The 15,891-nt window shown below is 63.4% G+C and carries 19 protein-coding genes and 1 pseudogene; 14 read left to right on the top strand and 6 right to left on the bottom strand.

Going from position 1 to position 15,891, the window contains the following annotated elements:
- Positions 1–57 precede the first annotated feature (57 nt).
- The gene (locus ACZ1G8_RS00940; RefSeq protein ID WP_472679989.1) at positions 58–876 is read left to right on the top strand and encodes a Coq4 family protein; all 819 of its coding nucleotides are present in this window, start codon (positions 58–60) and stop codon (positions 874–876) included.
- Position 877: 1 nt separating this feature from the next.
- Here ACZ1G8_RS00940 and ACZ1G8_RS00935 read toward each other — a convergent pair whose 3' ends face one another.
- Positions 878–1,549: a nitroreductase family protein gene (locus ACZ1G8_RS00935; protein ID WP_472679988.1), complete on the bottom strand. Its 672-nt coding sequence runs from the start codon at positions 1,547–1,549 to the stop codon at positions 878–880.
- A gap of 89 nt (positions 1,550–1,638) precedes the next feature.
- On the opposite strand from ACZ1G8_RS00935, the gene ACZ1G8_RS00930 reads away from it, so the two are divergent.
- Positions 1,639–2,430 (top strand): Coq4 family protein, encoded by a 792-nt coding sequence (locus ACZ1G8_RS00930; RefSeq protein WP_472679987.1) that lies wholly within the window; start codon positions 1,639–1,641, stop codon positions 2,428–2,430.
- A 4-nt stretch (positions 2,431–2,434) separates the two neighbouring features.
- Here the strand turns inward: ACZ1G8_RS00930 and ACZ1G8_RS00925 are convergent, their stop codons facing one another.
- From ACZ1G8_RS00925 to ACZ1G8_RS00905, 5 genes are read right to left on the bottom strand one after another with little or no spacing between them, the layout of a single operon-like run.
- Positions 2,435–2,842, bottom strand: a complete 408-nt coding sequence (locus ACZ1G8_RS00925; protein ID WP_472679986.1) for a DUF3052 family protein — start codon at positions 2,840–2,842, stop codon at positions 2,435–2,437.
- 4 nt (positions 2,843–2,846) lie between these two features.
- Positions 2,847–3,176 (bottom strand): DUF6122 family protein, encoded by a 330-nt coding sequence (locus tag ACZ1G8_RS00920; RefSeq protein WP_472679985.1) that lies wholly within the window; start codon positions 3,174–3,176, stop codon positions 2,847–2,849.
- A gap of 10 nt (positions 3,177–3,186) precedes the next feature.
- On the bottom strand, positions 3,187–5,421 hold the full coding sequence (gene purL / locus ACZ1G8_RS00915; RefSeq protein ID WP_472679984.1) for a phosphoribosylformylglycinamidine synthase subunit PurL: 2,235 nt from the start codon (positions 5,419–5,421) through the stop codon (positions 3,187–3,189).
- A gap of 40 nt (positions 5,422–5,461) precedes the next feature.
- Positions 5,462–6,142, bottom strand: a complete 681-nt coding sequence (locus ACZ1G8_RS00910) for a hypothetical protein (protein ID WP_472679983.1) — start codon at positions 6,140–6,142, stop codon at positions 5,462–5,464.
- A gap of 15 nt (positions 6,143–6,157) precedes the next feature.
- Complete coding sequence (locus tag ACZ1G8_RS00905) at positions 6,158–6,553, bottom strand: DUF2177 family protein (RefSeq protein WP_472679982.1); 396 nt, start codon at positions 6,551–6,553, stop codon at positions 6,158–6,160.
- 64 nt (positions 6,554–6,617) lie between these two features.
- Between ACZ1G8_RS00905 and ACZ1G8_RS00900 the strand changes: the two genes are divergently transcribed.
- From ACZ1G8_RS00900 to ACZ1G8_RS00845, 12 genes and pseudogenes are all read left to right on the top strand, one after another.
- Positions 6,618–6,872 carry an exodeoxyribonuclease VII small subunit gene (locus ACZ1G8_RS00900; protein ID WP_472679981.1) on the top strand — a complete coding sequence of 85 codons (255 nt, stop codon included), beginning with the start codon at positions 6,618–6,620 and terminating at the stop codon, positions 6,870–6,872.
- 12 nt (positions 6,873–6,884) lie between these two features.
- Complete coding sequence (locus ACZ1G8_RS00895) at positions 6,885–7,784, top strand: polyprenyl synthetase family protein (protein WP_472681280.1); 900 nt, start codon at positions 6,885–6,887, stop codon at positions 7,782–7,784.
- Entirely contained in the window at positions 7,781–8,146 is a 366-nt protein-coding gene (locus ACZ1G8_RS00890) for a hypothetical protein (protein WP_472679980.1), read from the top strand. The genes ACZ1G8_RS00895 and ACZ1G8_RS00890 overlap by 4 nt, the downstream gene beginning before the upstream one ends.
- Positions 8,143–8,655 carry a pantetheine-phosphate adenylyltransferase gene (gene coaD, locus ACZ1G8_RS00885; protein WP_472679979.1) on the top strand — a complete coding sequence of 171 codons (513 nt, stop codon included), beginning with the start codon at positions 8,143–8,145 and terminating at the stop codon, positions 8,653–8,655. The genes ACZ1G8_RS00890 and coaD overlap by 4 nt, the downstream gene beginning before the upstream one ends.
- 96 nt (positions 8,656–8,751) lie before the next feature.
- Positions 8,752–9,432 (top strand): peptidylprolyl isomerase, encoded by a 681-nt coding sequence (locus ACZ1G8_RS00880; RefSeq protein WP_472681279.1) that lies wholly within the window; start codon positions 8,752–8,754, stop codon positions 9,430–9,432.
- A gap of 37 nt (positions 9,433–9,469) precedes the next feature.
- A complete protein-coding gene (gene queA, locus ACZ1G8_RS00875; RefSeq protein WP_472679978.1) occupies positions 9,470–10,498 on the top strand; it encodes a tRNA preQ1(34) S-adenosylmethionine ribosyltransferase-isomerase QueA in 1,029 nt (342 codons plus the stop codon).
- Between the two features lie 9 nt (positions 10,499–10,507).
- Positions 10,508–11,448, top strand: a pseudogene (locus ACZ1G8_RS00870) (ABC transporter ATP-binding protein).
- On the top strand, positions 11,445–12,209 hold the full coding sequence (locus ACZ1G8_RS00865; RefSeq protein ID WP_472679977.1) for an ABC transporter permease: 765 nt from the start codon (positions 11,445–11,447) through the stop codon (positions 12,207–12,209). Before ACZ1G8_RS00870 ends, ACZ1G8_RS00865 begins: the two are co-directional and overlap by 4 nt.
- A gap of 18 nt (positions 12,210–12,227) precedes the next feature.
- Positions 12,228–13,181, top strand: a complete 954-nt coding sequence (locus tag ACZ1G8_RS00860; RefSeq protein ID WP_472679976.1) for a DUF481 domain-containing protein — start codon at positions 12,228–12,230, stop codon at positions 13,179–13,181.
- 5 nt (positions 13,182–13,186) lie between these two features.
- Positions 13,187–14,320 (top strand): tRNA guanosine(34) transglycosylase Tgt, encoded by a 1,134-nt coding sequence (gene tgt / locus ACZ1G8_RS00855; RefSeq protein ID WP_472679975.1) that lies wholly within the window; start codon positions 13,187–13,189, stop codon positions 14,318–14,320.
- Positions 14,320–15,015 carry an SDR family NAD(P)-dependent oxidoreductase gene (locus tag ACZ1G8_RS00850; RefSeq protein ID WP_472679974.1) on the top strand — a complete coding sequence of 232 codons (696 nt, stop codon included), beginning with the start codon at positions 14,320–14,322 and terminating at the stop codon, positions 15,013–15,015. The genes tgt and ACZ1G8_RS00850 overlap by 1 nt, the downstream gene beginning before the upstream one ends.
- A gap of 113 nt (positions 15,016–15,128) precedes the next feature.
- Positions 15,129–15,878: a M50 family metallopeptidase gene (locus ACZ1G8_RS00845; protein ID WP_472679973.1), complete on the top strand. Its 750-nt coding sequence runs from the start codon at positions 15,129–15,131 to the stop codon at positions 15,876–15,878.
- Positions 15,879–15,891: the final 13 nt, after the last annotated feature.

Genomic DNA, 15,891 nt, shown 5'->3' with positions numbered 1-15,891 from the left:
CAATCGCCCCTCAGGCAGATCCCCTATGCTTTGTCGGAAAGCAAGGCACAGGCGGTTATGCAGGGGTACAGGATCGATATAAGGGATGGCGCCGAGTGCGCCCGTGACGGAACGCTGTTCCGCGATCCCGCTCGGCCGGTCGCCAAGCGCAATATCCGCCGCGCGATCCATCACTTCCGCAAGCTGATCGAGGACAAGGAAGACACCGAACAGGTCTTCCATATCTACGATGCGCTTCCGTCGAAGAGCTTCATTCCGCGCGCACGCTCGCTGACACTGAGCGAGCGGGGCGAGAGGCTGCGCCTTACCGAAGGCTACCTGCCCGACCTGCTCGATGATCACGAAACGCTGCGCAAGACGCCGAAAGGCTCGGTCGCGCATGCCTATTGCGATTTCATGGAAAACGAAGGCCTGACGGCCGCAGGTCTGGTCGCCGAAGCGAAGAAGATGGGCCGCCCGGAGTATGGCGACCTGATCGAATGGTTCGGTTTCCGCCAGCGCGACACGCACGATCTCATGCATGTCCTGACCGGATACGGCCGCGATGCGCTCGGCGAACAATGCGTGCTGCTGTTTACCCATGGCCAGAGCCCGAGCCCCGGGCACCTGCTGCTCGGCTATGCCGGTGCGATCAACATGAAGAAACGCGTGAAGAGCAAGGCACCGGTTATGCGCGCCGTTCGCGAAGCGCACAGACTGGGGCGCAATTGTCCGCCGCTGGTTCGGCTGTCGATCCGCGAGCTGCTCGAACTGAACCTAGAGGATGCGCGCGAGGCGCTCGGTATCGCGAGGCCGCGATTCTACGAGCGCTGCCACGGCACCTGGCGCATCGAGGGATACGACCCCTACGACCTGCTGGCGCCCAAGGCCGCCTAATTCAGAGCCAGCTGGCGATCTGGCTCAGCGGCTTCTTCTTCAGTGCATGTGCCGGAACGGTCGCACCTTCTTCGGGGTGGCCGACGACCACTACCATGAGCGGTTTCTCATGCTCGGGCCTTCCGCATAGCTCGCGCAGGAATCCCATTGGCGAGGGAGTGTGCGTCAGGGTCGCAAGGCCCGCTTCGTGCAAGGTGGCAATCAGCATACCGCAGGCGATTCCGACACTCTCGTTGACGTAGTAGTTCTGCGTCTTCCCGTTTTCTTCGATCCCGCCCTTGCGCTGGGCGAAGACAACGATCAGCCAGGGTGCCGTTTCGAGGAAAGGCTTGTCCTCGTCGGTGCCGAGCGGGGCGAGGGCGTCGAGCCATTCGTCGCTAGCCTTGCCCGCATAGAAATTGCGTTCCTCCGCTTCTGCAGCCTCGCGGATCGCCTTCTTCTTGTCGGGCGACGAGATCACGGCGAAGTGCCAGGGCTGGTGGTTTGCGCCATTGGGCGCTGTACCCGCTGCCTCGATTGCTGCCTCTATGACTTCGCGCGGCACGGCCTCATTAGAAAAATAGCGGCAGGTGCGGCGCTGTTTCAGGCGGTCGCGCAGCGCCTCGGCGCGGCTGATGCTCTCAGCGTCGGACAGCCTTTCCAACGAGTAGGGAACGGTCTCGTGATCTCTCATGGCCGCCCTCCTAACCTGCCGGCACGGAACCGCAAGATGGACAGCGTATTAACATATGTGTAAGTTGCGTTGAGCTACGGAGCTGAGCCATGTCCATTACCGATCTTCCGCTCGTTCATCCCGACCGCAAAACCAGCCGCATGCGGCCGCTCAAGGCGTGGCAGCATTTCCGCAAGCTCGTCGCCGACAAGGAGGACACCGCACAGGTCTTCCACATCATCGAATCAATGAAGGGCAAGCGCAGCCATCAGCAGGCGTGGGATTTCATCCGGTCGGAGCAGGGGCAGGCATTCCTGACGGACGGCACCAATATCCCGGCCATGCTCGACGATCACGATCGCTGGGCAGATTGCGGCCCCGATACGGTCGCGGCAACCTATATGTCCTTCATGAAGCGCGAAGGCCTGTCGGCGGCGGGACTGGTCGCCGAAAGCTACAAGTTCCTTCCGCTCGAAAAGCGCCACGAAGACCTCACCGAATGGTACTTCAACCGTCTGCGCGACACGCACGACCTGTTCCATATCCTGACCGGCTATGGGCGCGATGCGCTGGGAGAGGCTTCGCTGCTCGGCTTCAGCTACGAGCAGAACCACAATCCCGGGATCCTCTTCATCGCCTATGCCGGCGCGCGCCAGATCAAGAAGGAAACCGGCACGTCTGCGCCGATCTTCGCTGCGATCAACGAAGGGCGCAGGCTGGGCAAGGCAGCGAAGAAGCTCGCGCATATGGATGTCGAGAAGGTCATGCGCGAAGACCTTTCAGCCGCACGCGAACGCCTCGGCGTGGGCAAGCCGGAAACCTACTTCCGCTGCCTCGAGATCATGAAGAGCGAAGGCCTGAACGAAGAGGACTTCATGCCGCCCGAAGCGCAGGCGGCCTGAGGCTTCAGCGCAGTTCCTTGCGGATCACCAGCTTGAGGCCCGACCAGGTCTCGTCCACCGCGCAAACTTTGGTGTCGACGAGGCCCATGGGTAAGGCGATTTCGCGGATCGTGTCCTCGGTGATCTCGCTCGGCACGCCCGAGGTCTTCTTGGGCCAGCTGACCCAGACGTGACCGTCCTTCGCCATCGTGTCGCGTAGTGCAGCGAGTTTCGCTTCGAGCGGCGCGCGCTCGGTCACGAAGATATGGCTTGCGTCGGGATTGTCCTTCGGTCCGGCCACGAAGGTCAGCTCCAGCGCATATTCGTCGATTTCGTCGATCACGTGTTCGGGCATGGCGTCGAACCACACCCGCTGGCCGTCGCGCAGGTTGAGCTTCTTTGCGAGCGGTGTGCCCGAATAGCCTGTGCTCATGATTTCAAATCCAGCCCTGCATCATGCAATCACCCCAATCGACCGCGAGATGCCATAGCGCACCGAGCCCGAAGGCGCGAACCCACCAGCGCGGGACCAGCAACATGGCGAGATATACGAGCGCCGCAATCCAGTCGTGGAGCGGGTGGAACCCGATGCTGCAGCGGTTCGGATCGAAGATCGGATCGGCAAGAAGGTGGTCGAGGTCGATCAGGTTCGCGGCCAGCATCACGAGGCCGGCGCGCAGCCAGTTCTCGGCCCACAGCAGCCGCGCGACGAGAAGCGGGGCGAGCCAGTGCGCGCCATAGTGCAGCGCGAACTGGATCATCGCCATCAGCTACGCCTCAGGCTTCCATCCATTCGTCGAAGAAGCTGCGGTGTGCCGCGCGCATCTCGTCGATCGACTTGCCGAACAGCGTATTGCCACCGGTCTTGCCGATGCGGCGGAAACCGATCGAGGCGGTCTCGTCGTTCTCGGTGCCCTTGGCGAGCGCTTCGTTGAGCGCCTGCGTATCGCGGACCGTGACCACGTAGCGGCCCTGGTCTTCGCCGAACCACCATGCGGCCTTGGAATATTCCTCGTTCCACTCGACATCGGCGCCAATGCCGCCTGCCATCGCCATTTCGGCAAGCGCGATAGCGAGGCCGCCGTCGGAGACGTCGTGAACCGCGCTGACGAGACCGTCGGCAATCAGCTGGAGCACGATCTTGCCCGCGTTCTTTTCGACCGTCAGGTCGGTCGGCGGGGTGCGCCCTTCGTCGCGGCCGTGGATTTCGGAAAGCCACAGCGACTTACCGAGATGCGAACGCTCGGGGTCTGCGGTTGCCCATTCCTCGGCGTGGATGAGGTAGATCGCCTCGCCGTCGGCCTTGAACGGCATCGTCATCATGTGATCGTAATCGTCGATCAGGCCGACGCCGCCGATGGCAGGCGTGGGCAGGATGGCGCTGCCGCCGCCCGTCGCCTTGCTCTCGTTATAGAGGCTGACGTTGCCGCTCACGATCGGGAAGTCGAGCACGCGGCAGGCACGGCCCATGCCTTCCAGCGCGTGGACGAACTGCGCCATGATCTCGGGGCGCTGCGGGTTGGCGAAGTTGAGGCAGTTGGTGACCGCCAGCGGGCGCGCGCCCACTGCGCAAAGGTTGCGATAGGCCTCGGCAATCGCCTGCTTGCCGCCTTCATAGGGATCGGCATGGACATAGCGCGGGGTGCAGTCGGTGCTGATCGCCAGCGCCTTCTTGGTGCCGTGCACGCGGACCACGCCCGCATCGCCGCCTGTCTGGAGCGTGTCCGCGCCGACCTGGCTGTCGTACTGCTCGCTAATCCACTTGCGCGACGACAGGTTGGGCGAGGCGAGCAGCTTCATCAGGTCGCCGCCGACATCGTCGGTGTCCGGGCGCTCGGTCATCGGCTTGATGCCGGCCCAGGCGGTGTATTCTTCCTTCGAGAGGTACGGACGGTCGTATTCCGGCGCATCGGCCGCGAGGGGGCCGAGCGGAATGTCGCACACGACTTCGCCGCCGAATTCGAGGACCATGTGGCGCGTATCGGTGACTTCACCAATGACTGCGAAATCCAGTTCCCACTTCTCGAAGATGGCCGCAGCCATCTCTTCCTTGCCCGGCTTCAGCACCATGAGCATGCGCTCCTGGCTTTCGCTCAGCATCATTTCGTAGGGCGTCATACCCTCTTCGCGGCACGGCACCTTGTCCATGTCGAGGCGGATGCCGGCCTTGCCGTTGGTCGCCATTTCGACGCTGGAGGAGGTGAGGCCCGCTGCGCCCATGTCCTGGATCGCGACGATCGCATCGGTCGCCATGAGTTCGAGGCAGGCTTCGATCAGCAGTTTCTCGGTGAAAGGGTCGCCGACCTGCACCGTGGGGCGCTTGGCGTCCGCGTCTTCCTCGAAATCGGCAGAGGCCATGGTCGCGCCATGGATGCCGTCGCGGCCGGTCTTGGAGCCGACATAGACGATCGGGTTCCCGACGCCGGTCGCAGCCGAATAGAAGATCTTGTCGGCATCGGCGACGCCGACCGTCATCGCGTTTACGAGGATGTTGCCGTCATAGGCCGGGCTGAAGTTGGTTTCGCCGCACACGGTCGGCACGCCCACGCAATTGCCGTAGCCGCCGATGCCCGCGACCACACCCTGTACGAGGTGCTTCATCTTGGGGTGCTCGGGACGGCCGAAGCGCAGCGCATTGGCATTCGCCACCGGGCGCGCGCCCATGGTGAAGACATCGCGCAGGATGCCGCCGACACCCGTCGCTGCGCCCTGGTACGGCTCGATGTAGCTCGGGTGGTTGTGGCTCTCCATCTTGAAGATGGCGGCCTGCCCGTCACCGATATCGATCACGCCCGCATTCTCGCCCGGACCGCAGATGACCCACGGTGCCTCGGTCGGCAGCTTCTTCAGGTGGAGTCGCGAGGACTTGTAGGAGCAGTGCTCGCTCCACATGACCGAGAAGATGCCCAGTTCCACGAGGTTGGGCTCGCGACCGAGTGCGTGGAGGACGCGGTCGTATTCTTCTTCGGAGAGGCCGTGCTGGGCGACGATTTCGGGGGTAATTTCGCTCATGGCCCGCGCCCTTACGGCGCGCGGAGCGCGGGCGCAATATCTAGCGCGGCGGACTCGCCACCCCGAGGCCGATTTCATTGCGATGCCAGCGCGTCTTCCCGACCCAGAAAGCGAGGAAGGTGAGGACGCCGAAGGCAAACATGCCGAGCAGCAGGAAGGGCGCGCCGACGTCCTGCGGTTCTGGTCCGAACCAGTTGATCGCCTGGAAAACCAGCATCACGGCAACGAGAATGGCGACAGGTCCGATCGGTCCCTTGGTGCGGCGCAGGTACCACCATACTGCCAGCCCCACGAGCGCCAGCTCAACGCCCATCGCTGCGAGGGGATAATTCCACAGGCCCAGCCCGATCTTGTGCTCGCCGCCCGCGATTGTGAGGTCGGGGCGGTGCGAAATCCAGTCGAGCACCCAGTGCGACATGACGACGATCGCGGCCCATGTGGCGGCCACAGCATTGCGCAGGAGCAGCCAGACCGCGACAGCCATGGCGAGAGCGAAACCCGCCGTTCCCACCAGGCTGTGGGTTATCGGGTAGTCATAGAAGTCGAGCGGGTTCATCGCTGTGATGCCCGGCACCAGCCGTAGGTGTTCTATCCCGCCCAGAGCAAAGAGGAAGAATGCCCAGTCCGTCAGCTGGGCAGCAATAAAGAGTGTGCCGAGCTTGGGCGCTTCCGCGGTGACGGCGCGCGCGGCAAGGGCCGGTGCGAAGTGTCCGATGAACATGCGTGCTTGCTCGCCTCAGGCGATCTTGCTGGCGGCGAAAGTAGCGATAGTCGCAGCCACCGACGTGGCGAAGGCGCCCCAGATGATGTCGGTGACCGTGACTGTGGTCGACCACTGCTTGAGCGTCGCCTGGTTCGTCAGGTCGTAAGTCGCATAACAGATCGCTCCGAGGAGAGCGCCGTTGAGCGCTGCTGCGCCAAGCCCGCCGGCAAGCCCGGGGCGTACGGCGAACCACACCATCGCGGCGACATAGGCGGCATAGAATACGAGGGCAGGACCCATTCGGAAGCTGTCGGCAAGGACTTCTCCAAGGCGCGGCCGGTAGAAATTCTCACCTGCCCAGCCAAGCCAGATTGCATCGAGCACGCCGAAGGCCAGCGCCGCTGCAACAAATGCGACAATCCACGTCATATCAGCTCCCCACTGTTTTCGCCTTCTTGACCGCGCGGCTGCGCCCCGTCAATGCTCGCTCCATATGACAGAGGGTCAAGACAAACCGATCACGGACATGAGTTTCGAAGAGGCGCTGCGCGCGCTTGAAGCCGTCGTCCGAAGTCTCGAAAGCGGTGACGTTCCGCTCGACGAAAGCATCGCGCTCTACGAACGCGGCGAGGAATTGCGCAAGGCGTGCCAGGCACGTCTCGATGCAGCCCAGGCCAAGATCGAGAAGATCGTTGCGGGCGCAGACGGCACGGCAACGGGCACCGCACCTTTCGATGCGGACAGCTAGGGCGTGAACGCGATGAACCCGATGCCCGAAACGCTCGCCGAAGCTTTCGCGCGGGTGCAGGAAGATGTCGACGCGGCTTTCGATGCCTATTTGCCGGTGCCGCAGGACACGCGAGCCCGGCTGGTCGAGGCGATGCGATATGCGGTAATCGGCGGCGGCAAGCGGGTGCGGCCGCTGCTGGTTTGCTCGACCGCCAGGCTCTTCGGGGTGGACCGCGATGCCGCAGTTGCTGCGGGCTGTGCGGCCGAGGCGATCCACGCCTATTCGCTGATCCATGACGACCTTCCCTGCATGGACGATGACGACATGCGTCACGGCAAACCTACGTTGCACAAGGTCTATGACGAAGCGACGGCAGTGCTGGCGGGCGATTGCCTCCACGCGCTTGCATTCGACATCCTCACCATGTCCGGCACGAGCAACGATCCTTTCGTCCGTGCCGAATTGGTGGCCACTCTCGCGAAAGCGAGCGGCCATGAAGGCATGGCAGGCGGCCAGATGATGGATATCGTCTCCGACGAGGAGGAATACGACATCCGACAGGTGACGCGCCTGCAGCAGCTGAAAACCGGCGCGCTGCTGGCGGCCAGCGTCGAAATGGGCGCAATCCTCGGCAAGGTGCCGCCTGAGGGCCGCACCCACCTGCGCGCCTATGCCCGCGATATCGGTCTCGCTTTCCAGATCGCCGACGACCTGCTCGACGTGGAAGGCGACGAGGAAAAGGCCGGCAAGGCGCTGCGCAAGGACGAAGGGCAGGGCAAGCAAACCTTCGTCACGCTGATGGGCCGCGACAAGGCCCGCACGCAGGCTGAGATGCTCGTCGATCAGGCAGGAGAGCATCTTGCTAGCTATGGCGAAGATGCGCGGGTGCTTATCGACCTAGCTCGCTTTATCGTGGATCGGGACCGGTGAAGTCCGGACCATTCGCCGTGACGATAGCCTGCGGGCTGGTTGCTGCCTGCAGCGGCCCGGACCAACCTTCATTCGACACCATGCTTGTAGAGCGCTTCGACGTTCCCGAATGCACGAGCGTCAGGCCTCTCAAGATGGAGGGCTTGCGCGAAGGGGACGATCACAAGGTCCGTCGCGAGTATTCCGCGGATGCAGGCTGCACATCGGCTCTGGAAGAGGCCGCGCTCGGCCTGGAATTCCAAGAAGAAATTGCCGGTACCTTCATTGCGCGCAGGACACAGGGCTGGACCGAGACCCTTGTCATTGGTCGACAGGACGGTGCATCCAAAGCCAACGTAGTTTGGGAGGAAGTTAACCCATGACCCAGCGTATCGGCATCTATCCGGGCACTTTCGACCCCATCACCCTGGGCCATGCCGACATCATCCGGCGCGGCAGCAAGCTGGTCGACAAGCTGATCATCGGCGTGACCACCAACCCGTCGAAGAACCCGATGTTCTCGACCGAAGAGCGCTTCCGCATGGTCGAACGCGAGATCGCGGGCATGGGGCTCGACAATGTCGTGGTCGAGGGCTTCAACGCGCTGCTGGTCAAGTTCGCGCAGAAGATGGGCGCCAATGTCCTCATCCGCGGCCTTCGCGCGGTCGCCGACTTCGAGTACGAATACCAGATGGCCGGCATGAACCAGCAGCTCGATGACGACATCGAGACCGTGTTCCTCATGGCCGATGTTTCTTTGCAGCCGATTGCCTCCAAGCTGGTCAAGGAAATCGCGCTTTTCGGCGGCGACATCACGCCCTTCGTGAGCAAGGAAGTCTGCGAGGACGTGATCGCACGGGTCGAGGAAAAGGGCCGCCTCGGCGATTACTGAGAGCACGCCGCTTGGGAATAGCCCAAACCATTCATTGAACCGACAGCGCAGCCTCGCTAGGGCGTGGTCCGTACAGGATATTTCGACGGAAAAATGATGCTCAAGTCTTCGCTTGCCCTTGCTGCCGCGGCCATGACCGCAATTGCTCCGGTTGCCGCCAGTGCCCAGGAAGCCGAAGCCGCGCCTGTGGAACAGCCGCGCCGCGTCTTCGTGCCGATCAATTACGATGCGAACGAGGACCGCGACAACATCCTCCTGCTCGACCTGTCGACGGGTGAGCGGGTGGCGATCCGTCTCATGCCCGAATGGGCGCCCGACCATGTCGAGCGCGTGAAGACCCTCGCCAAGCAGGGCTTTTACGACGGTGTGATCTTCCACCGCGTGATCGACGGCTTCATGGCGCAGACCGGCGATCCGACCGGCACCGGCCAGGGCGGCTCGGAGCTTCCCGACCTCGAGGAAGAGTTCAACCCGATGCCGCACGTTCGCGGCACGGTCTCGATGGCCCGCGCGCAGAGCGAAGACAGTGCGAACAGCCAGTTCTTCATCGTGTTCTACCCGCGCTTCAACCTCGACAAGCGCTACACAAACTTCGGCCGTGTGATCTCGAACATGCCGGCAGTCGATGCGATCACCCGAGGCGAGCCGCCTGCGAACCCGACGCGCATCCTGCAGGCGTCGATCGCCAGCGAGAACAAGCCCGTTCCCACCGCCCCGCGTATCGAGGCGGAACCGGTGATCGGTCTCGACGAGCTGAACGCACCTATCGAAAACTGAGTTTTCATCGCCATGTCGAGCGTCTAAGGGCGCCGCCATGCGCGTAGACCTTTTCGACTTCGAACTTCCCAACGAACGCATTGCCCTGCGCCCCGCGCGGCCGCGCGATGCCGCGCGTATGCTTGTCGTGCCGGGCGAGGGTGCGTTCGGCGATCGCACGGTCATGGACCTGCCGGACCTCCTCGAACCGGGCGACGTGCTCGTCTTCAACAACACGCGCGTAATCCCTGCGCATCTCGAAGGCCGGCGCGGCGAGGCCAAGATCGGCGCTACGCTGCACAAGCAGATCGACCTGCGTCGCTGGCAGGCCTTCGTCCGCAATGCGAAGCGCCTGCGCGTGGGCGATGTCGCAACTTTCGGCGGCGGTGTGACCGCGATTGCCGAAGAGCGGCTTGAGGATGGCAGCTTCGTCCTGTTCTTCGAGGGCGACGAGCCGGTTGAGGTCCTGCTCGACCGTGCCGGTACCATGCCGCTTCCGCCTTATATTGCAGGCAAGCGCCCGACCGACGAGCGGGATCGCGAGGACTACCAGACCATGTTCGCCAAGGAGGACGGCGCAGTCGCCGCTCCCACTGCTGCGCTCCACTTCACTGATCGGCTGATGGCTGCGCTGGCAGAGCGCGGCATCAAGACCGAAACGCTCACGCTGCACGTTGGCGCGGGCACATTTCTGCCGGTGAAGGCGGACGATACTCAAGACCACAAGATGCACGCCGAGTTCGGCCGGCTTGAGCAGGACGTCTGCGACCGCCTCAACGCCGCGCGCGCTGCGGGCAACCGCGTCATCTCGGTCGGTACTACCAGCCTGCGCCTGCTCGAAAGCGCGACCGGCGAGGACAAGATCATCCGGCCCTTCGCGGGCGACACCGACATCTTCATCACGCCCGGCTATACCTTCCGCGCGATCGACGGCTTGATGACCAATTTCCACCTGCCGAAATCGACGCTCTTCATGCTGGTGAGCGCGCTGATGGGCCGCGAGCGGATGCAGGATGCCTATGCGCATGCCATCGCGAAAGAGTACCGTTTCTATTCCTATGGTGACTCATCGCTCCTGCTGCCCTAGCTCGGTTTCATGAACGAACCGATCCTCGAGCTTGAAGGCCTCTCGAAGGTCTATCCGGGCGGGCTCAAGGCCCTCGACAATGTCGACCTGACAATCCGTAAGGGCGAGATTTTCGCGCTGCTCGGGCCCAATGGCGCCGGGAAGACCACGCTGATCGGCGCAGTTTGCGGTCTGGTGCGTCCGAGCGGCGGCACCATCCGCGCATTCGGTCACGACATGGCGAGCGACTGGCGCAAGGCGAGGGCGCGGATCGGTCTGGTTCCGCAGGAACTCTCGACCGACATGTTCGAGCCGGTACATCGCGCGGTCTCCTATTCGCGCGGTCTGTTCGGCCTCGCGCCCGATCCTGCGCGCATCGAGGAAATCCTCCGCTCGCTCAGCCTGTGGGACAAGAAAGACGAGCGTATCATGGCGCTCTCGGGAGGCATGAAGCGGCGCGTTCTGATCGCAAAGGCGCTCGCGCACGAACCCGACCTCCTGTTTCTCGACGAGCCGACCGCAGGCGTCGATGTCGAGCTGCGCAAGGGCATGTGGGCAATCGTCGACCAGATGCGCGACCGCGGCGTCACGATCATCCTGACCACGCACTACATCGAAGAGGCCGAGCTGATGGCCGACCGTGTGGGCATCATCAATCGCGGCAAGCTCCTGATGGTCGACGAGAAAGACGCGATGATGTCGCGGCTGGGACGGACCGAAGCGCATATCACGCTCGCCAGTCCGATTAGCGAACTGCCGCCATCGCTTTTGCAATTCCCGGTCGAGATCGAGCAGGGGGCGCATCTCTCTGCTATCGCGGCGGTGACGGCACGGGACGCGGCAAGGCCGAAGTGGCTGAGCTCACCAAGGCGCTGATCGCGGCAGGGATCGACTACACAGGCATCGATGTGCGTGAGAGCAGCCTCGAGGAAATCTTCGTATCGCTGCTGGGCGAGGAGGAAGCGGCATGATCGGTTGGAGATCCACCTGGTCCATCTACAAGCGCGAGCTGATGCGCTTCCTGCGCACGGCTTTCCAGTCGGTGCTCGCGCCGGTGCTCACGACCTCGCTCTATTTCATCGTTTTCGGTGCGGCGATCGGCGGGCGCATGCCCGACCTCGGCGGAGTCGACTACGGAGCCTTCATTATCCCCGGCCTGCTGATGCTGACACTGCTCGGCGAGACCACCAGCAATTCGAGTTTCGGCATCTACATGCCGCGCTTCACCGGCACGATCTACGAGCTGCTGAGCGCGCCCGTGGGCGTGGCCGAGACGCTGATCGGATTCGTGGGCGCGGCGATGACCAAGAGCCTGATCCTCGCTGCGATCATCCTCCTGACCGCGCGGCTCTTCGTTGATTACTCGATCGCCTATCCGCTGCTCGCGATGTTCTACATTATGCTGGTGGCAGCCGCCTTCAGCCTGTTCGGCTTCATCCTAGGCATATGGGCGGACAATTTCGAGAAACTGGGCATCATCCCGCTGCTGTTCCTCACCCCGCTGACTTTCCTTGGCGGCACCTTCTACTCGATCGATATGCTGCCCGAACCCTGGGACAAGATCGCGCTTGCCAACCCGATCGTCTATCTCGTGAGTGGCCTGCGCTGGACCTTCTACGGCAGCAGCGACGTGAACATCTGGATCAGCTTCGGGATCACGCTGGCATTCCTTGCCGCATGCACCGGCGTGATCGCCTATATCTTCAAGACGGGCTGGCGACTGCGCGCCTGACACGCTAGGCGGCGCGACATGCGTATCAGGACTTATCGCTATCTCCTCGCCCCGGCCCTGCTAGCGGCTGCCATACCCGCTGCCGCAGAGCTTCCCGAAGGCGTTCTGGCCATGATCGATGCTGCGATCGCCACCGGCGATGCGCAGAAGGTCGCGACGGTGCTGGAATTGGCCCGCACGACCAACCCCGAAGAAGCCGAAACTCTCGATGCGATCGAGGCCGAATGGAAGGCTGCCCAGCAGGTCGCCGCCGCCGAAGCTGCGGCCGCCAAGGAGCTGGCGATCCGTGAAGCGGGCATTTTCGAGCTCTGGAGCGGCGAGGGCGAAGTCGGGGCGTTCCAGTCGAGCGGCAACACGGACTCGGTCGGCATCGCAGCGGGGCTCAAGCTCAAGCGCGAAGGCATCGACTGGAGTCACCGACTGCGCGCCCGCGTCGATTACCAGCGCCAGAACGGCGTCACCAGCCGCGAACAGTTCCTCGCCGCCTACGAACCGCGCTGGCAGTTCAACGAAAGCATGTTCGTTTATGGCCTTGCCCAGTTCGAGCGCGACGAGCTTCAGGGCTTCGACGCCCGCTACGCGCTGTCCGGTGGCCTTGGCTACAAGCTGGTCGACAACGAGGGGCTCAAGCTCTCGATCAAGGCCGGTCCCGCATGGCGCGTTACCGAGTTCAGCGACGGAACCAGCAACAGCCGCATCGCGGGGCTCTTCGGTGCCGATTTCGACTGGGAGATTTTCAAGGGCCTGACCTTCACGCAGGATGCGAATGCCGTGGCCGAAGGTGGCGGCGAAGTGCAGGTGCTGGTCGACGGATCGAACACCAGCATCAACCTCGTCAGCGGGCTCGATTTCAAGATCTCCGACAGCCTGCGCAGCCGCCTGTCATACGCCGTCGATTACGACAGCAATCCGCCGGCTGGCGCAGTGTCGACCGACACGCTCACGCGTTTCACCGTGATCTACGGATTCTGACCTCCATGGGCACTCGTTTCGCTTTCGACATTCACGCCCGCGATGGTGCTGCCCGAACGGGCACGATCCGCATGATGCGCGGCGATATCCGCACGCCGGCCTTCATGCCCGTCGGCACGGCGGCAACGGTCAAGGCGATGAAGCCCGAGACCGTGCGCAAGACCGGCGCCGATATAATCCTCGGCAATACCTATCACCTGATGCTCCGCCCCGGTGCCGAGCGCGTCGCCAAGCTGGGCGGACTGCACAAGTTCATGAACTGGAAGCGGCCGATCCTCACCGATAGCGGCGGCTACCAGGTGATGAGCCTTTCGGACCTGAGGAAGCTGACCGAGAAGGGTGTCGAGTTTCGCAGCCATATCGACGGCTCGAAGCACATGCTCACGCCCGAGCGAAGCATGGAGATCCAGCGCCTGCTCGGCAGCGATATCGTGATGGCCTTCGACGAATGCCCTCGTGCCGACCGCCCGCGTAACGAGATCGCCGCGAGCATGGAAATGTCGATGCGCTGGGCGAAGCGCAGTCGCGACGGGTTCGATGCCGGTGGCGAGCACGCCGAGCGCTCGGCTCTCTTCGGCATCCAGCAGGGCGCACTCGACGAGGAGCTGCGTAGGATCAGCGCCGAGAAACTCACCGATATCGGTTTCGACGGTTATGCGATCGGCGGCCTTGCCGTGGGCGAGGGGCAGGAGGCGATGTTCGCCACGCTCGATTTCGCGCCCGGGCAGCTTCTCGAAGACCGTCCGCGCTACCTGATGGGCGTCGGCAAGCCCGACGATCTCGTCGGCGCAGTCGAACGCGGGGTCGACATGTTCGATTGCGTGCTGCCGAGCCGTTCGGGCCGTAACGGGCAAGCCTTCACCTGGGATGGGCCGCTGAACCTTCGCAACGCTCGTTTCGCCGAGGACCAGGAGCCGCTCGACGCGCGTTGCAGATGCGATACCTGCGGCACTTACAGCCGCGCTTATCTGCATCACCTCGTGAAATCGCAGGAAATACTCGGCGCGATGCTCATGACCGAGCACAATATCGCCTTCTACCAGCAACTGATGCAGGCGATGCGCGACGCAATCTCCGAAGGACGCTTTGCAGCCTTCGCCGCCGATTTCCGGCGCGATTACCTCGGGCAGGGCGACTGATGGGCTGGCGGCGAGCGGTCGTCGTCGGTGCCTCCGGAGGCATCGGTGCCGCGCTTGCCGACCGGCTCGAGCAGGGCGGGGTTGAGGTCCACCGCCTCTCGCGCAGCGCCTCTGGCGAGGCGCATCTCGACCTTGAAAACGAACAGAGCATCGCAGAGGCCGCGAAACGCATCGGGGCGGCAGGGGACGTAGACCTTGTCCTCGTCGCGACCGGTTTCCTGCACGAGGGCAAATCCGGCCCGGAGAAGGACTGGCGGCAGATAGATGCCGAGATGCTTGCGCGAAATTTCGCGATCAACAGCATTGGCCCGGCGCTGGTCGCCAAGCACTTCCTCCCGCTTCTACCCGACGAAGGGAGGGCCGGCTTTGCAGCGCTTGCGGCCCGCGTCGGCAGCATCGGCGACAACCGGCTGGGCGGCTGGTATTCCTACCGGGCGAGCAAGGCGGCGCTGGTCATGCTCATGCGCACCTATTCGGTCGAACTGGCCCGCAAGAAGCCCGATGCTTTCTGCGTCACGCTCCATCCCGGCACGGTTGACACGCAGCTGAGCGAGCCGTTCCAGCGCAACGTGCCCGAAGGCAAGCTGTTCACGCCGGAATTCTCCGCATCCAGCCTGCTCGATGTGCTGGACGGCATCGGCCCTGAACAAAGCGGGCGGCAATTCGCGTGGGATGGCGAGGAGATCGTGCCTTAGCCGAAAAGTCGCTGGAGCTGCATGGCAAGGAGCGACTGGATTTCGGCAGTCTCGATCCCTACCTCGAAAACGGTAAGGAAGCCGCCGCTTGAGGCGAATACGGGAGCGACAGCATGGCTGAATGGCGGCCGAGAGTGAACAACGGCTACCGACCGCCTTCCTATCGCAGCGAGGCAGGGCGACGTGAAATCACCCTGCTGGTCGTCATGGGCGCGTGTTCGATCCTGCTGTGGGGTTCGCCCTATGGCGGTTACCTGCTTTATCCCTTCAGCATCCTCGCCACCTGGTTCCACGAGATGGGGCACGGGCTGGCGGCATTGGCTTTCGGTTACGATTTCGAGCGGCTGGTGATCTTCCAGAACGGCTCGGGCTACGCGCTTTACACCACAACGGATTCGCCATCGAGGTTTTCGCAGGCGATGATTGCGGGGGCGGGGCTGCTTGGTCCCACGATTGCCGGATGCCTCCTGATCCTCGCTTCAGCACGGCGTGCAGCAACACGATCGGCGCTGGTGATCCTGGGCCTCGTCCTGATCGGGTCGACGCTGATCTGGGTGAGGTCGATGACCGGCTGGATCGTGCTTCCGCTCCTGGGCGTGGCGAGCCTCGCGATCGCATTCAAGGGGCGCGAGCAGTGGCGCCGGTTCGCCGTGCAATTCCTCGGCGTCCAGGGCTGCATCAGCATCTACCGCGACTTCGGCTATCTCTTCAGCGAAGGCTTCGTGCGCGGAGGCCAGGCGCAGCTGTCCGACACTGGCGTGATCTCGCAGGCGCTGTTCCTGCCCTACTGGTTCTGGGGCGGGCTGATCACCGCGATGATCTGCGCCATGGTGTTCTGGTCGCTCAGGCGCGCCCATTCCTGACCGGCCACAAACG

Source organism: Qipengyuania sp. BR81-2, assembly GCF_055693895.1.
The sequence above is the reverse complement of the archived record's forward strand: the minus strand, read 5'-3'. Positions and strand labels throughout refer to the sequence as shown.

Bases quoted from the DNA above. Each gene is read 5' to 3' on its own strand.
- queA (WP_472679978.1), top strand. From the start codon at position 9,470: ATGCGCGTAGACCTTTTCGACTTCGAACTTCCCAACGAACGCATTGCC.
- ACZ1G8_RS00925 (WP_472679986.1), bottom strand. From the start codon at position 2,842: ATGAGCACAGGCTATTCGGGCACACCGCTCGCAAAGAAGCTCAACCTG.
- ACZ1G8_RS00905 (WP_472679982.1), bottom strand. From the start codon at position 6,553: ATGACGTGGATTGTCGCATTTGTTGCAGCGGCGCTGGCCTTCGGCGTG.
- ACZ1G8_RS00900 (WP_472679981.1), top strand. From the start codon at position 6,618: ATGACAGAGGGTCAAGACAAACCGATCACGGACATGAGTTTCGAAGAG.
- ACZ1G8_RS00935 (WP_472679988.1), bottom strand. From the start codon at position 1,549: ATGAGAGATCACGAGACCGTTCCCTACTCGTTGGAAAGGCTGTCCGAC.
- ACZ1G8_RS00895 (WP_472681280.1), top strand. From the start codon at position 6,885: ATGAACCCGATGCCCGAAACGCTCGCCGAAGCTTTCGCGCGGGTGCAG.
- ACZ1G8_RS00910 (WP_472679983.1), bottom strand. From the start codon at position 6,142: ATGTTCATCGGACACTTCGCACCGGCCCTTGCCGCGCGCGCCGTCACC.
- ACZ1G8_RS00880 (WP_472681279.1), top strand. From the start codon at position 8,752: ATGCTCAAGTCTTCGCTTGCCCTTGCTGCCGCGGCCATGACCGCAATT.
- coaD (WP_472679979.1), top strand. From the start codon at position 8,143: ATGACCCAGCGTATCGGCATCTATCCGGGCACTTTCGACCCCATCACC.
- ACZ1G8_RS00940 (WP_472679989.1), top strand. From the start codon at position 58: ATGCAGGGGTACAGGATCGATATAAGGGATGGCGCCGAGTGCGCCCGT.
- purL (WP_472679984.1), bottom strand. From the start codon at position 5,421: ATGAGCGAAATTACCCCCGAAATCGTCGCCCAGCACGGCCTCTCCGAA.
- ACZ1G8_RS00845 (WP_472679973.1), top strand. From the start codon at position 15,129: ATGGCTGAATGGCGGCCGAGAGTGAACAACGGCTACCGACCGCCTTCC.
- ACZ1G8_RS00850 (WP_472679974.1), top strand. From the start codon at position 14,320: ATGGGCTGGCGGCGAGCGGTCGTCGTCGGTGCCTCCGGAGGCATCGGT.
- ACZ1G8_RS00930 (WP_472679987.1), top strand. From the start codon at position 1,639: ATGTCCATTACCGATCTTCCGCTCGTTCATCCCGACCGCAAAACCAGC.
- tgt (WP_472679975.1), top strand. From the start codon at position 13,187: ATGGGCACTCGTTTCGCTTTCGACATTCACGCCCGCGATGGTGCTGCC.
- ACZ1G8_RS00865 (WP_472679977.1), top strand. From the start codon at position 11,445: ATGATCGGTTGGAGATCCACCTGGTCCATCTACAAGCGCGAGCTGATG.
- ACZ1G8_RS00860 (WP_472679976.1), top strand. From the start codon at position 12,228: ATGCGTATCAGGACTTATCGCTATCTCCTCGCCCCGGCCCTGCTAGCG.
- ACZ1G8_RS00920 (WP_472679985.1), bottom strand. From the start codon at position 3,176: ATGGCGATGATCCAGTTCGCGCTGCACTATGGCGCGCACTGGCTCGCC.